This window comes from Verrucomicrobiota bacterium (assembly GCA_016871535.1).
GTDB lineage: Bacteria > Verrucomicrobiota > Verrucomicrobiia > Limisphaerales > SIBE01 > VHCZ01.
Window position 1 is genome coordinate 16,297 of the sequence record VHCZ01000049.1, and the last position, 15,439, is coordinate 31,735.

The 15,439-nt window shown below is 60.5% G+C and carries 12 protein-coding genes and 1 pseudogene; 10 read left to right on the forward strand and 3 right to left on the reverse strand.

Annotation, left to right across the window (positions count from 1 at the left end; genetic code table 11):
• The first annotated feature begins 117 nt into the window (after nt 1-117).
• Together FJ398_08995 and xth are read left to right on the forward strand one after the other, a co-directional pair.
• The gene (locus tag FJ398_08995) at nt 118-1,182 is read left to right on the forward strand and encodes an alpha/beta hydrolase (protein MBM3838086.1); all 1,065 of its coding nucleotides are present in this window, start codon (nt 118-120) and stop codon (nt 1,180-1,182) included.
• An 829-nt stretch (nt 1,183-2,011) separates the two neighbouring features.
• A complete protein-coding gene (gene xth / locus FJ398_09000) occupies nt 2,012-2,764 on the forward strand; it encodes an exodeoxyribonuclease III (protein ID MBM3838087.1) in 753 nt (250 codons plus the stop codon).
• A gap of 7 nt (nt 2,765-2,771) precedes the next feature.
• On the opposite strand, the pseudogene FJ398_09005 reads toward xth, so the two are convergent.
• Nucleotides 2,772-2,840, reverse strand: a pseudogene (locus tag FJ398_09005) (hypothetical protein).
• A 423-nt stretch (nt 2,841-3,263) separates the two neighbouring features.
• On the opposite strand from FJ398_09005, the gene FJ398_09010 reads away from it, so the two are divergent.
• From FJ398_09010 to FJ398_09040, 7 genes are all read left to right on the forward strand, one after another.
• Nucleotides 3,264-3,449: a hypothetical protein gene (locus FJ398_09010; GenBank protein ID MBM3838088.1), complete on the forward strand. Its 186-nt coding sequence runs from the start codon at nt 3,264-3,266 to the stop codon at nt 3,447-3,449.
• 512 nt (nt 3,450-3,961) lie between these two features.
• On the forward strand, nt 3,962-7,342 hold the full coding sequence (locus FJ398_09015; GenBank protein MBM3838089.1) for a hypothetical protein: 3,381 nt from the start codon (nt 3,962-3,964) through the stop codon (nt 7,340-7,342).
• An 88-nt stretch (nt 7,343-7,430) separates the two neighbouring features.
• Nucleotides 7,431-7,847: an acyl-CoA thioesterase gene (locus FJ398_09020; GenBank protein ID MBM3838090.1), complete on the forward strand. Its 417-nt coding sequence runs from the start codon at nt 7,431-7,433 to the stop codon at nt 7,845-7,847.
• Nucleotides 7,848-7,909: 62 nt separating this feature from the next.
• The gene (locus FJ398_09025) at nt 7,910-8,527 is read left to right on the forward strand and encodes a response regulator (GenBank protein ID MBM3838091.1); all 618 of its coding nucleotides are present in this window, start codon (nt 7,910-7,912) and stop codon (nt 8,525-8,527) included.
• Between the two features lie 18 nt (nt 8,528-8,545).
• Nucleotides 8,546-9,118, forward strand: coding sequence for a sensor histidine kinase (locus tag FJ398_09030; protein MBM3838092.1), 573 nt, complete (start codon nt 8,546-8,548; stop codon nt 9,116-9,118).
• Nucleotides 9,119-9,741: 623 nt separating this feature from the next.
• A complete protein-coding gene (locus FJ398_09035) occupies nt 9,742-11,040 on the forward strand; it encodes a hybrid sensor histidine kinase/response regulator (GenBank protein ID MBM3838093.1) in 1,299 nt (432 codons plus the stop codon).
• On the forward strand, nt 11,037-12,281 hold the full coding sequence (locus FJ398_09040) for a hybrid sensor histidine kinase/response regulator (GenBank protein ID MBM3838094.1): 1,245 nt from the start codon (nt 11,037-11,039) through the stop codon (nt 12,279-12,281). Before FJ398_09035 ends, FJ398_09040 begins: the two co-directional genes overlap by 4 nt.
• 219 nt (nt 12,282-12,500) lie before the next feature.
• Here the strand turns inward: FJ398_09040 and FJ398_09045 are convergent, their stop codons facing one another.
• Nucleotides 12,501-13,547 (reverse strand): Mrp/NBP35 family ATP-binding protein, encoded by a 1,047-nt coding sequence (locus FJ398_09045; protein MBM3838095.1) that lies wholly within the window; start codon nt 13,545-13,547, stop codon nt 12,501-12,503.
• A 601-nt stretch (nt 13,548-14,148) separates the two neighbouring features.
• Here FJ398_09045 and FJ398_09050 point away from each other — a divergent pair.
• On the forward strand, nt 14,149-14,448 hold the full coding sequence (locus FJ398_09050) for a hypothetical protein (protein ID MBM3838096.1): 300 nt from the start codon (nt 14,149-14,151) through the stop codon (nt 14,446-14,448).
• Nucleotides 14,449-14,464: 16 nt separating this feature from the next.
• On the opposite strand, the gene FJ398_09055 is transcribed toward FJ398_09050, so the two are convergent.
• The gene (locus FJ398_09055; GenBank protein MBM3838097.1) at nt 14,465-14,728 is read right to left on the reverse strand and encodes a 30S ribosomal protein S20; all 264 of its coding nucleotides are present in this window, start codon (nt 14,726-14,728) and stop codon (nt 14,465-14,467) included.
• Nucleotides 14,729-15,439: the final 711 nt, after the last annotated feature.

A 15,439-nucleotide genomic window follows, 5' to 3' on the forward strand; every position in this document is an offset into this window, starting at 1 on the left:
ATTTAACCGATTTAGCCCATTTAACGTTTTAACGCTGTAACGTTGTAACGCCACGCCCACGCGCTCGCCAACAGAGCCTTTGCCAACGAAGCCAAACCCCGCTATTTAATCCGGGCGATGCGTTTGCGATGCTTGCTGGCAACGTTGCTCCTCGCGCTGATTCTGGTCAGCGCGGGCTGCGGGCGCTTCCTGGCGGAACGGCTGGCGCAGGCTCCAAACACTTACCCGGACTGGATCAAACGCACGATCCCGGTTTATCTGGATGTTGGATCGAAGGTCTTGACGAATTTTCCCGCTCGCTTCCTGGAGGTCGGCCCACCTTCCGCCCGGCTGCGTTACCGCGTGATTGAGCCGCGCGATTACCAGGTCTCGGCCACTTCGACCAACTGGCAAGAGCGCGGCAAAACCTGGTTCAAGTTCACTTTCCGCCAAACGGTTCCCGGCGTGGCGACGCCATTTACGGACGCGCCTCGCGGCACGGTTGTGCTGCTGCACGGTTACAGCCTGGACCAGGGCCGCATGGTGCCCTGGGCGTTCCGGCTCGCGCAGGAAGGCTGGCGCTGCGTTCTGGTGGATTTGCGCGGGCACGGCAAATCGACCGGCCAACGCATCCACTTCGGCCTGGTCGAAACTAAAGACCTCAGCCAACTCCTGGACGAACTCGCGCGCGCCGGCCAATTGGCCGAACCCGTGGCTGCAATCGGGGAATCTTACGGCGGCGCGCTGGCTTTGCGCTGGAAGAGCGTCGAGCCGCGCGTGGAAAGCGTGGTGGCCATTGCGCCTTATGCCGAACTCTCCCGCGCCATTCTAAACATCCGCAAACACAATGCCTCTTTCGTTCCTTCATTCCTTGTCAAAGCCGGTTTGAGGCACGTCCCCAACATCCTTCACACTCACCCTGGCGAACTCGATCTCACCTCTGTCCTTCATCGCTCACCCGTCGCTGCGCTCTTCATTGCGGGCGCGGAGGATTGCATCGTGCCGCCAGAGGAAGTTCGCCGCTTGCAAACGCTCGCGGCGACGCCGAGCCGTTTCCTCATCGTCCCTCAAGCCACGCACGAGGCGGTGCCGTATTTCTTCGACGACCTTGCGCAGCCCGTCATGGCCTGGCTGGAGCAAGGCGGCAAAAACGCAGGCACCCAGCGCTCACTTGACGACGTCGCACGTGATCGGAGCAGGTAGTCCCGGCTTTACTGCTTGGTCTGCGGGATGGACGACAAAGCTCGTAGCGCAGAGTTGCACTCTGCCGTATCGCAGAATTGTATTCTGCGGGGCGTCTCCCAGTCCGAGCCCGCTGGGACTTGACGGCGCCCTGCCGATTGGAAATCTGCGCTACGGTTCTCCGGTCGATCTGTCGTCAATCCCACGGTCTGCACAGTAAGCCGGCTTTATACCGGCCAACGACGCGAAAACCCGTTAAAACCGGGACTACAAGCGGATCGTGCGGCGCGCCTGCCGCCCAAATGAGACTTCCCCAAAAAGTTTTGCGCGCATTGCGCTCACGAACCAGGATTGGAGTGCCGGCCTCCGGCCCGGCACGACTCGAAGTGGAGTCTTGCCGGGTCGGAGAGCGGCACTCCGGTTACTCCGGTTCATGGGTAGAATTGCTGCGTTCTTCCTTCGCGCGCGTTGCGGCCTTTGCGTGAGGCGCTCGTATTCCAGCGATGGCCTCACTCTTGAAGGGTGGGCCGGGCGAAGCCTGGAATTTGGACATCTGGCGCTCTGTTCTCCCTCCGGGAGATGGCCGTCAGGCCCCGAATACCGACTTGCCTTGCCTGAAAAATGTGCGGCTTCCAGGCGAAGCCAAAGCTCCCATTTCTTTCGCGGCCTTCGCGAACTTGGCGTGAGGTTGAGATGAGGTATTCCTTGAACTGATCGCCGGTAGGGCGAGTCCGTCCCGGGGAGCCGCTCGGCGAGCTTTGAACACGCTGGATCGGCTCGCTGGGGACAGGCTCGCCCTACCGTCCTTGCTTGTTTCGGATTTCGGCCTCCTTTGCTAAACCACTCCGGCATGAAGCTGATTTCCTGGAACGTCAATGGCCTGCGCGCGGTCCTCCGCAAGAACTTCCTCGATTATCTCGACGCCGAGAAGCCGGACATTCTTTGCCTCCAGGAAACGAAAGCCGGCGCCGACGACGTCGAGCCGCTCTGGCCGGCGAGTTACACGACTTACTGGAACGCCGCGCAGAAGAAGGGTTATTCGGGCACGGCGATCTTCACCCGGACCCATCCCATTCGCGTCACGCCGGGCATTGGCATCCCCAAACACGATCGCGAAGGACGAGGGCTCACGGCCGAGTTCGCCGACTTCTTCCTCGTCAATGTTTACGTCCCAAACTCCCAGCGCGAACTCACGCGGCTGAAGTATCGCCAGCAATGGGACCGCGATTTTCGTCATTACTTGAAGAAGCTCGAACGCCGCAAGCCCGTGATCTTCTGCGGGGATCTCAACGTGGCGCACACCGAGATCGACCTGGCGAATCCCAAAGCCAACGTGCGCAACCACGGTTTCACGCCGGAGGAACGGGCAGGCTTCAGCGCCTTCGTGAAGGCGGGATTTCTCGACACGTTCCGCGAATTCGAGAAGGGTGGCGGGCATTATACTTGGTGGGCTGTGTTCGCCAACGCTCGCGCCCGCAACATCGGCTGGCGCATCGACTACTTCCTGATCTCGAAATCCCTTCGCCCCCGCCTCAAGCGCGCCTTCATCCGCCCCGACGTGCTCGGCTCCGACCATTGCCCAGTCGGAATCGAGATTGAATGAATTCGCCTCACCGCCCGCAGCACTTCTTGAATTTCTTGCCGCTGCCGCAGGGACACGGATCGTTGCGCCCCACTTTTGGCGTCGATGAAGATTGGGCCGGTTTCTTCGGTTGGTGAGTGAACCGGTCGATGTTCTCCCAAAACGGACATTGCGGGCAGCTTTCTCCCGCCGGATAATCGATCCCTTCCTCGTGCGGGCACCCCAGAATGCGGTCATGCGTCACGGTTTGTTGGACCCCATGGCGTTTGAGGAACTCGGCTACCTCGGCGGCGATGGCCGGATCCTTCCGCACGTCGCCGGCTTGCGTAATCCACCGGTGCAGTTCGTCAGGTTCCTGGTGTCCGGGGTTTTTGAAAACGGACACGACCAGCTTTGTCGCAAGCTTGTTATCCGGACCGTAAGCGATGATGGTCCCGAGCGGGTACTTGGCAGAATCGGTTTTCATGGGGACAACGAAACGCAGCCGGCCCGCTCTTGTCGAGCAGGTTGTTCATGTCCAATGCGCGCGGAGTCTTGCGTGTCGGCTTCGCATGAATCTGACGGTAGGGCGAGCCTGTCCCCAGCGAGCCGAGTCGGACGTGTTCCAGTCACGTCGAGCGGCTCGCCGGGACGGACTCGCCCTACCGGGTTCATGGCCCGAGTGCAGGTCCTTTGGAACAGGACCCTTCCCACGAACCGACAGTAGGGCTGCGTTGCCGCGCAGCCGGATTTCAGTCGATGCGGCGGCGCAGCAGCTCCGCCCTACCATCGGTGGGTTCATGGGTCGGGCGCAGGTCGCCAGCGCCACGGAGACTACGCGGGAAGCGACCTTGACCGTCGCCCGCCTCAGGCTAGGGCGTAGTCTTCTCCCTCTCTTCCCGAAAGGAGGAGAGGGCTGGGGAGAGGAGGTGCGTTGGCTCGCTTCTCATGTTTCCAAGAAACCCCTCTCTCCAACTCTTCCCCACTCGTTCCTCGCGGGGAGAGATGGAAGTCAAGCGGGGTCGCTGACCGACACTTTAGATCGCCCTCCCCAAGGGAACCCCATGGGAGAGGGCTGGGGGAAGGCGATCCGGACACCCAGGAGGTAAAGTGCGACAGGAGCGGTCCTTAAAATGCTGTAAAACCGTCTCGTGAGCCGGATTTGCGGACCAACGCTCGACAGGAGCGCGCCCCTTAATCTACATTGCCCGGCGATTCAGCAAATGGGTATCAAACGGAATGGTTGAATTAGACACACGCGGCCAAGAACATGAACCCGGTAGGGCGAGCCTGTCCCCAGCGAGCCGAGTCGGACGTGTTCCACGCACGTCGAGCGGCTCGCCGGGACGGACTCGCCCTACCGGGTTCATGTCTCTTCTGGTCATGAGCGCTATCCTGCTTCTTGCCGGATCGGTCTTTGGCCTGGGCCAGCCGGCCGGTGCTTCCATCCAGTTCTCCGAAGCTTTCTATGTCCCGGACGAAACCGGCGGTCCGTCCGTCATCCAGGTCACGCGAACCGGGAACACGAACGATCCCGTGACCGTCGATTACGCCTCCGGGAAGGGGACGGCCAAGCCTGGCGCAGATTACGAGCCAACTTCCGGCACACTTTCCTTCGCTCCGGGCGCCACCAACGCCACTTTCTCCGTGCGCATCCTTGATGACCCCTACGCGGAAGGGACCGAAACCGTCCCCTTGCTCCTTTCCAACCCTACAGGCGGTGCGGTCCTGGGCTCGCCCGCGAGCGCCCGGCTGCTGATTTTCGACAATGAAAATCGCGGAAGCCTTCTGGATGACACGTTCACTTCGACCATCGCGCCCGTCGATTCCGTCAACGTGATCGCCCTGCAACCAGACGGCAAAATACTGGTCGGCGGAAACTTCGCCCGCGCTGGGTCCGCCACGCCCGATCGCCTTATCCGGGTTAATCCGGATGGAGTCCGCGACACCACTTTCGGCGGCAGCGAGAGCCTGCTCAATAACACCGTCTATGCAATCGCGGTGCAGAGAGACGGAAAGATCATCATTGGCGGGGAATTCACGCGCGTCGGGTCCGTGGCGCGCAACCGGATCGCGAGATTGGATGCCAATGGCGCCCTTGATGAGAGCTTCGATCCCGGAACTGGAGTCGGCGGCAGCCTGGCTCCGGGAGTTTATTCCGTCGCGATTCAGCCCAACGGCAAAATCCTCGTCGCGGGAAACTTTGACTCGGTCAACAGCGTCGTCCGGAAGGCGGTTGGGCGTTTGAATGCGGACGGTTCGCTTGATGCAACATTCGATCCCGGCACAGGCGCCAGCAGCACCGACCAGAATTTCCGGGTGCCCTGGCTTTCGTCCATGGCGATTCAGCCGGATGGAAAAGTGATCGTCAGCGGCCAGTTCACAGGCCTCGGCGGATTGCCCCGGCGCAACATCGCCCGCCTGAACGCGGACGGCTCTCCGGACGCCAGTTTCGATCCGGGGACCGGTGCGGCCGGCGACGCCGCAAGCGTCGAGGCCGTCGCTCTTCAGTCGGATGGAAAGATCGTCATTGCGGGCGATTTCACCAAGGTCAACGACCTGGACCGTTCCTCAATTGCCCGGCTCAACCCGAACGGTTCGGTGGATACCACTTTCGATCCGGGCCCTGGAGTCACAGACACGGATGACTTCGGCAACACCGTTCCCGGTCTCGTCACGTCTCTGGAGGTTCAAAGCGATGGCAAGGTGGTGCTTTCCGGTTCTTTCACGCTGGTCGATGACATCAACCGCCGCGGGGTCGCCCGGCTCAACGCGGACGGCGCTCTGGATCCCACGTTCGGTCCCTATCTGGGGACGACTTTCCGGAATGAACTCGGCTACGAGGAAATCGCTTATGTGTCGGGAATGGCGCTCCAGCCGGACGGGAAAGTCCTGAGTGGCGGCGGCTTTGATTCGGCGGACGGCAGTCGAACCAACCGTCTGGTCCGGTTGCTGGAATCCAACATTCGGGCCAGCAGCTTCGAGTTCGCCACTCCGACGGTCGCCGCCGGCGAAAACGCCGGCCCCGTCGAGGTCAAAGTCATCCGCCGCGGCGACAGCGCAGAGGGTTTTACCGTCGATTTCATCACTTCGGGAGGCAAAGCCAGATCTGGATTGGACTACAAAGCGCAAGTTGGGACACTGCGCTTCGCCTCGCTGGAAACCGAACACACGATCACGATCCCAATCCTCGATGACGGCGTGGTGGAGGAGGACGAGACCTTCAGCGTTATCCTGCGAAACCCGAGCGCCGGCACCAGGCTCTCGGAGCCTTCAACCTGTGCCGTCCGGATTATCGATAGCAAGAAGCCTGGGAATCTGGATTTCAGTTTTGCGGACGTCACGGTGCCGTTCCCGGCCAATCCGAGCGCGTTTCTGCCCGTGACGGCGATTACGATCCAAAAAGACGGCAAGGCGCTGGTCGCGGGCCATTTCGCTTCGGTGAATGGGACGGCCCGCGGCGGTATCGTCCGTCTGAATACGAATGGCACGATCGACCCGGACTTTGTCCCGGGAAGCCCGGCTGGAGCGCCGACGTTGGACTTTCACTTCATGGGTTTGCAGCCGGACGGTCGGATCATCGGCGGGTTCAACGGCGTGCAAAGGCTGAACACCGACGGATCGCTGGATACGGTGTTCACACCGGACGTCGTCGATGTGAACTCCCTGGCGGTTCAGGCTGACGGCAAGTTCATCGTGGCGGACGCCTTCTTCGATCCGGTTGCCGGCCAAGAACGCAACCAGGTCTCGCGTTTTCTTCCCACGGGGTTCTTCGACACGACGTTCAGCCCGCCGGCCGAGTTGGACGATTGGGCCAACGCGATTGGTCCTCAAGCGGACGGCAAGGTCGTCATCGGCGGATATTTCTCGCTCGTGAATGGGGTGGAACAAAACCGAATTGCCCGCCTGAACAGCGACGGCACTTTGGACACCGCTTTCAACACGGGGTCGGGTGTTGCGGGACCGCGCGCCGTGGTCTATACGCTGGCGGTCCAACCCGACGGCAAAGTCATCATCGGAGGCGACTTCAACCGCGTCAACAGCGTCAACCGAAACAACATCGCGCGGCTGAATCCGGATGGCTCGGTGGACGCCGGCTTCGATCCCGGATTGGGGACTGATAACTACGTGGAATCCCTTGCTTTGCAGGCTGACGGAAAAATCCTCATTGGCGGCAGCTTCACGACTTTCGATGCCGTGCGGCGCGTGGGCCTGGCGCGATTGAACGCCAACGGCAGTTTGGACGCCGACTTTGAGCCTAAACTCAGCTTCACCGTGGCTATCTCGGTTTCTGCTATCGCAATCCAGGCGGACGGAAGAGTTCTCATCAGCGGACTGATCTCAGCGGTCAATGGCGTGCCCCGGAGCGGCCTGGCGCGCCTGAATGGCGACGCCGATTTTGTGAAACTCGATCCCGGCCCGCCCAAACTCCAGAATCGGTTTTCCATTACGCTGACGACGCAGCCCGGCAAGCTCTACCGAATCGAAGTCTCCACCGATTTGATCAACTGGACCCCGGTTACCACGATCATTGCCACGGGCTTCGCCTACGAATTCGAGGATCCCACCGCCAAGAGTCCAATCGGACGCTTCTACCGGGCCGTGGTCGTGGGCCCGTGAAATTCCGTATTCCCAGATAACCTCTGGTGGGGCGACGCTCCTGCGGAGCCCAGTGCTGTTGAATTATCTCGCTCCACCTGAATTCAGGATGAACTTAGGCCGAACGAAATTCGAGACGGAGCTGCAGGTGCGCCCGGACGACATCGATATGAACCAGCACGTTCATGGCAGCCGTTACTTCGATTACGTTCTGGCCGCGCGCTACGATCAAATGGCCCGGTGCTACGGCATGTCGATGGCGGAATTCCATCAGGCGGGCTACGGCTGGTTCGCCCGCACCGCGCACATCGAATACAAAAGGCCGCTGCGCATTGGCGACCGCTTCATCGTCCGGACCTGGATCGAAGACATGTTCAAGGATGGCGTCCGGGTGAATTTCGAGATCCTCAAGAGTGGGACCCGGAAGCTTTGCTCGGACGGTTACTTTGACTTCACCATGATCAATCTGAAGACCGGCCGCGCAGAAATCATCCCGGACTGGATCGCCGAGAAGTACGCGATCTGAAGGTCGGCAAAACGCCGCCTTGCTAAAGCCCCGCCGTCAGCAATAATGGACATGCCGCGATTATGAGCAAACTCAACCCATACGGCATCCTCTACGTGGATGACGAGGCGATGTCGTTAAAATATTTCGAGAAACAGTTCTCGGCCGATTTCAACGTGCACACGGCCTCCAACGCCGCGGAGGCCTGGGAAATCGTGCAAAGGGAACAAGGAAAAATCGGCGTCGTGATGAGCGACCAGCGCATGCCCGGCCAAACCGGCGTGCAACTGCTGGAGAAGGTCCGCCACCATTTTTCTGAAGTCATCCGCATCCTCGTCACCGCCTATTCCGACATCGACAGCGCCGTCGCCGGAATCAACGCCAGCGGCATTTACAAATACATCAGCAAACCCTGGGACGTCACGGACCTGAAGTTTACGCTTTTGCGCGTCCTGGAGTTTTACGGCGTGCTCAAGGAGCGCGACCAACTGCTGCGGGAAAAACTTTCTGTCGTGCAACAAATCGTGCTCTGCGATCGGGCGAAAAATCTGGGCGTGTTCGCCGCCGGACTGGGCGCGCATTACCGTCACGCGCTCCGGGCGGCGAGCGCTTTCGTGGCCGCGATTCCCAGCGCGCCGCCTCAATCGGCGGCGAAGGAAGGCCTCGCCAGAGATTCGGCCAAGGCGATCGAACACGAATAGCAGAGATCGAGCGAAGACATTCATTACGTGGCGGCCCATTTGAAGGCCTTGGCGGACGACGGGGCGTTTTCTTCGGCGCCGGCGCAATCGTTGGAGGCCTTGCTGGGACCGTTCCTGCAGACGCACTCATCCGGTTCGCCGAACGCGGTTGCGGTGCGCTTCGCGCCATCGCTGACAAAAATCAAAGCCAGCCCGAAGCAGATTACGAAGCTGTTCGAGCTTCTCACGGCGAGCTTGACGGCCGCGGCCGATAAGGACACGCCGCTCACCGTTGAAGCCGGGAGCGGCGCCGATGCCGAAGGCGCGCCACTGGTCAAGATTCAGTTCCGCGACGAAGGTCCGGATTGGACGCCGGAACAGCGGGCGCGCCTGTTTGCGCCGTTCACCAGGCAGGCCACCGACCGGTTCGGGCTTGATCTGGTGACCGGCTTTTTCATCGTCCACCACCACGGTGGCCGTATTTCCCTGCCTGGCCAGTCCAAATTGCGAGTGGTCATTGAGCTGCCGGTTGATCCGCTCGCTGCCGGGCCGGACGAACTGGATGGGAACCAGCTTTCGGATTTGTTCCGGCAGGATCTCGGATTCGCTTGAGCCTGGAGTGCTGCCAGCCCCAGATGGAAGAGCTGACCGAACACAGGAGATTGGTCGCATTCGGCCTATCTTTTCTAAGAGCCTGTCCGAAAATTGCGCGGGGTCCTGCGGCGAGGGATTTTGGCTGTGGCCAAGGCGGCGAGGTCCGAGCATCCCCAACGCGGGCTGTAAGGACCGAGCCAACGCAGGCCACGGACAAAAGACCCGCCGCCCGGAGGGTTTTCGCGCCAAAGGCCGCCTGGCTTCGTTGCTCCTCAGTCGAAGATCCAGGGAGGATATTCTCCTTCGTCGCGCCTCGCCATCCGGCCTTTGGCGCGAAAACAGGACCCCGCGGAATTTTCGGACACGCTCTAAGCAACTTGTCGATCGCCCACCGCGTTCCCCCTCACCCTGGCCCTCTCCCTCAGGGAGAGGGAAAAATCGTAGGCCACGCTGGAGCATGTCCTGGCGCGTTAGACTGTCGGACGCGGGACAATACGTTCTCCCTCTCCCAGCGGGAGAGGGCCGGGGTGAGGGGGAACGCGGCGTTTAATCCACCGATGAAAATAGACACTGAAAAGCGCGCAGAACCAGCCCTGCCTGTTTTCGCAGCGCGCCGCTGTCATTGAGTGGGAACCAGGCGCATGGAGAGTGACGCACGTACGCGCACCATGGGTACCGGCTACGACTACAAAAAATTTGGGATCCTTTACGTGGACGATGAGGAGAACTCTCTGAAGTACTTCGCCCGAGCGTTCGATCCCCAGTTCCGCATTTTCACCGCCGCCAGCGCCGCGGAAGGATTCGGCATTCTCCAGGCCCAGCCGGGCCAGATCGCGTTGCTCATGACAGACCAACGGATGCCCGGCGAACAGGGCGTCCAGCTTCTCGAACGCGCCCGCCAGCTTTGCCCGCGCACGTTGCGGATTCTGGTCACCGCCTACGCGGACATCAACGCGGCCATCGACGCCGTGAATTCCGGCGCCATTTACAAATACATCGCCAAACCCTGGCGCATTCCGGAATTGGAAGTGACCCTCCGCCACGGCCTGGAATTCTTCATCGTCCAGCGCGAGCGGGATCAATTGCTCAAGGAAAAGCTGGCCATGATCCAGAACTTCATCGTCGCGGACCGATTGGCCAGCCTGGGAGTTCTCGCCGCGGGTCTGAACCATCACTTGCGCAATTCGCTCGTCGCCATCCGTACTTTCCTCGATCTGGCCCCGTCGAAACTTCGAGACGAAGCGGTCGATCCGGAGCGGTCGAAAGATCCCAAATTCTGGAGCGACTTTCACACCCACGTTCAGACCCAGGTCAACCGCATCACCGAAATGCTGACCGAGTTCTCGGAGACGGCCCAGCGTTCCGATGTCGCTTTTCAACAGGAGGTCAAGCTGGCCGAGGTGGTTGCGCATGCGGCGGATCGCCTCCGGGATCGCCTGGCGAAAAAGAAAGTTGAATTGGATTTGGATTTTCCCGACACGCTGCCGCCGCTGCGGGTGGATAAATGGAAATTCCAACGGCTCTTCGAATTGCTGTTGACCAGTGAACTTCTGAACGCGCCGGACAACAGCCGCATTGCCTTTCATGCCCGTGCCGTGCCAGAGCCGGACGCCTCGCCTCGCGCCATCGAACTGGAGATCCGCGACCAGAGTCCGTGCTTTCCGTCCGATGCGCTGGCGTCGATGTTCGATCCATTTCTCGCCCATGCCGGCCAGCTCGCCGAATACGGCATCAACCTGTTGATCTGCTACTTCATCGTGTATCACCACGGGGGCAAGGTGGAATGCAAGGGCCAGGCCGGCCAGGGCGTCACCTTCATTCTGACGCTTCCGTGCCGCCCGGAATCATTCCCCCTGGTCCAAGACGACCAGCGGTTCCTGGCCAAGGTGTTGTGGAATGAGTCACTCTGGGAAAAGATGATCACAGGACTAACGATATGAGAACGCTCATGATCGTGGACGACGAGGACGGCCCGCGCCAGACCCTCGAAATGGTTTTCCAGGACGAATACGCGATCCTGCTCGCCGAAAGCGGCGCGGAAGCCATTCGCCTGGCCACGCAGCAGCGCATCGACGCCGCGATCGTGGACATCCGCATGCCGAACATGTCCGGCATCGAAGCGCTCGGCCAGCTCAAGAAAATCGAACCGGCCATCGAAGTGATCATGCTCACGGCTTACGAAACCATTGAGACGGCGCGGGGAGCTTTGCGTCTGGGAGCGTGCGATTATCTGACCAAACCGTTCGATATTGCCACCATCCGGCAGGCCGTGGCCACGGCGATGGAACGCCGCCATCGCTCCGAGAAGATCGAGGGCTACCATCAAAGGCTGACCCACCTTCAGGAGGAAATTCAAAACCAATCGCTCCGCGAAGAAATGGCCAAAACGCGGGGCGAGATTTACGCCAGCATCATCCACGACATTAACGGGCCGTTGACAAGCATCTTCGGCCTGGTGGAGCTGGTGAATCAGAGCGTGCGCGCTACTCCGCAGCTCGAAGGCGAAGCGCTCGAAGCCGTGAAGGAGCGGCTCTACCGCATCACGCTTCAGATCAACAATATCACCAACATCTCGCGCCGGTATCTCAGTTTTCTCCGGGGCGGTCCCCACGCCAACCCGTCCGTGCGCGTCAACCAGACCTTGAATGACCTGAGCGAACTGCTCAAGACCCGCTCCGGTGCCCGGACCAACGAGTTGCTCATCCATCCGCTCCCGAACGAAACCTACGTGCAGATCAACGGGATCGACCTGCTCCAGATTCTGCTGAACCTGGCGACCAACGCGCTGCAGTGCACGCCCCAGCCGCACCGAGTCGAAATCCGCGCGCGCGGTTTGAACGACGCCTTGATTCTCTCCAAATTTCAGGATGGCTCGAACGAACGCCTGATCAATCGCGATGGCTTTCTGAACGAGCCGCCCCTGGTGGCGTTCACGGTGCGAGACAGCGGCCCTGGCATCGCTCCGGAGACGATTGGGAAAGTCTTCGATCCGTTCTTTTCCACCAAACCGTTGGGCCAAGGAACGGGCCTGGGCCTCTCCATCGTCAAGCGGCTCGTCGAACAGGCCAAAGGCGCGGTCCATCTCCGTTCCGAATTAGGGCAAGGCACGGAGGTCACCGTGTACCTCCAGGCGCGGGAAAAGTCTCCTCCCTCGTCCTCGGATCCAAAGTGGGCGGCCTGAGAAACCTGTTTATGCGGAGCGCAGGCTGGTTCGCGAGTGAAGCGCTATCGGGTTTAATAACAGGAGGCAACTGAGAAAACAGAGAGCGGAACTGGGTCACAAGCGGGATTGCCCAAACCGCTGTGCCGAGACCTGGCAGGTCGCGCACCGAGACAAAGTGCTCAACGGGTCAGTCTCTGTTGCCTCCGTTTCCTCCTGTTGAGATTCCGAATCGGGGAGCTACCCGAGTTGCTGCCGCAGCGCTTCGCTAATCCGAATGAAAGATTGAGCCGGCGGCGCATTCGGCGCGGAGACCACAATCGGAACTCCCTGATCGCCGCTGACTCGAATTTCCGTAAAGATCGGGATTTCACCGAGGAAAGGCACGCTCTGACGTTCGGCCTCAGCCCGCCCGCCGCCGTGGCCAAAGATTTCCACGCGCTCTCCCGATGGAGTTTGGAAATAACTCATGTTCTCCACGATGCCCAGAATGGGAACATTGACTTTTACGAACATCGCGATCCCCTTTCTCACGACACCCAGCGAAGCTTCCTGCGGCGTCGTCACAATGACGCCGCCGTCGAGCGGGACGGTTTGGCAAAGCGAGAGCTGCGCGTCGCCCGTGCCCGGCGGCAAATCCACCAGCAGATAATCGAGTTCACCCCACTCGACGGAGTTGATGAATTGCTGGATGGTCTTCATGATCATGGGACCTCGCCAAATCACGGGCGAATCGCCGTCGAGCAGGAACCCCATGCTCATCAGCTTCACGCCGTGGTTGGCCGGCGGAACGAGTTTCTCGCGGTCGCTGATCGTGGGGCGCTGGTTGATCCCCATCATCAACGGAATGGAGGGACCGTAAATGTCGCAGTCCAGCAAGCCGACCGCGGCGCCCAGGTGCCGGAGCGCGCACGCCAGGTTCACCGAAGTGGTGGATTTGCCCACGCCACCCTTGCCGCTGGCCACGGCGACCAGGCGCTTGATCCCAGGCACAGGCGACTGTTGCGACCACGGATTTGGACCGGTCGCGCTCGGAGCGGCCGGAGCGGGAAGCCTGACATCGACGTGAACGGCCTTCACGTCCGGCAGCGCTTTCAAGGCGCGCTCGCAATCATTCTTGATTTGAGCGGCCACGTCGGGGCTGCCGGAGGTGAGTTGGATGAGGAGGCTCACGGCGTGGTTGGCTGCGGAGATCTGCTTCACCAACCCGAACGAAACGATGTCCCGGGAGTAACCGGGATACTTGACCGACTGCAGGGCGCGTTTGACAACTTCTTCGTTTAACATCTTGTGCAAGGACACTGATTTCGGATTCAGCATTAATCAGGGAGCGAGCGGTTGCAAGCCACGGGATCAAGGTCAAGGCCACCGACTGGCCGGCGCATCCACAAGTTGCCGGTGCCAAGAAACAGATCGCCTATTTTGAGCGGAACAAGTCACGCATGACGTACCAGACCTTCCGGCAGGCGGGCTACTTCATCGGCTCCGGCGTGGTGAAGGCAGGCTGCAAGACTGTGGTCGGACAGCGCTTGAAACAATCGGGCATGCTTTGGAGTCGTCAGGGAGCCTCGCATTTGCTGGCCATTCGGTCCGGACGTGGTGCCGCGCATACTTGCGACGCGGTGGCTGATCTTGGAGACTTTCTCACCGTTTTCGGTCGCCGCCTCACGGACGCACTCAACCCGAGGGCGGACGTCCCAGCAATTCTCGTTATGGACTGCTTCCCATGAAGGCGAACGGTAGGGCGAGCCTGTCCTCAGCGAGCCGACCCACACGTGATCCAAACACGTGAGGCGCTCGCTGGGGACAGGCTCGCCCTACCGAAATTAGGGGGAACACCTACCCGACAGAAGGAACGGAAACGGGCATAAATTCGTTTGGCGGAATTATGAAGACGAGCCGAACAAACTGGAAGCGCCGGCCGGGAAGGCGCGCGCATGAGTCCTTTGGCCTGGCTCAGTCAGTTGCCCTTCTTCTCGCGGCGGCCCTGGCGTTCTGGCTGGCTCCCGAGGTCACCCATGCCGTGATTGCCTGGCCCAAAGGCGAACCCGACCGGGCAACCGGCTTGCTCTACAAACTGACCTGGGAGAATCCTCGGCCGGATGTGGGAGTGGAACGTATCGATTATGTGTCGAATCGGACTTCCGCCGCTCCCTTTCTAATCGCCATTACCGCCGAACCGGAATAACCGCGCTCAGGGTTCCCTACTTCAGCGTGTTCAGACGAATGGAGAGCCGCGATTTTTTCCGGCTGGCGGTCGCGGAATGGATCACGCCGCTCTTGGCGGCTTTGTCGAGCGCGGAAGTGACGGCGCGCAAGGCCGTCGCCGCTTCGGGCTTCTTTCCATCGGCGACCACGGCGAGGTAAGCGCGTTCCAAGGTCTTGAGGCGTGATTTGACGCTCTGATTGCGAAGGTGTTTGCGGGCGCTGTTTCGCATCCGGCGTTCCGCAGATTTTGTGTTAGGCATATTCCTGGTGCAATTCCTGGTTCAACAAGAGCGGGAACCGTAGCGAATCGCCCCGCGTTGTCAACCGCTTGTTCGTCCGTCCACGAAGTTTACATTTCCGTAACAACTCTTGATCCTGCCTGTGGCATGTTCAGGCTCGGAATCATGAAAGGCATCCGCCATCTGACCAATGTAGGGCAGGCTTCCAGCCTGCCTCTCTCCCCGTGAAATCCTTACCGCAGGACTCCAAGATGAAAGCCAATCCATTCGCCTCGATCGCTGCATTCTCGCTCGCTTCCACAATCTTCGTTCTGGCCCTCTGATCGAAGTTCGTCCATTGAACCCCGGCATCCGCCCCCTGCCACCTCCTGGGAGGGAAGCCACGATTGCGCCAGTTCCAAGTTTCCCTCCCGGGAAGGGTGAAGGGGTGGGTTCGTGGGGAGGGAGCTTCATCCGCCGCGTGGGTCCGGGCGCACGAGGTGGTTGGCGATGGCGCCAACCACAGCACGCGAGGCGCGCACGCTCCCCATTCCTGTTGGACGGTTACCCGAACGACGAGATACCCAAGGGCGAAAGAAGCCCGCTAGAAGAATAGCGTCGTGCAAAACCGTCCTTCCATCTCCCAGCCCCGGCCTCCGCGCCCGCCGACTTTCCTCTGGCAAGGACGCGTTCCTCCACGTCCCCGGAATTGGCTGCTCGCTCGCTGAGTCAAGTCAGGGACGGAGTGGAATC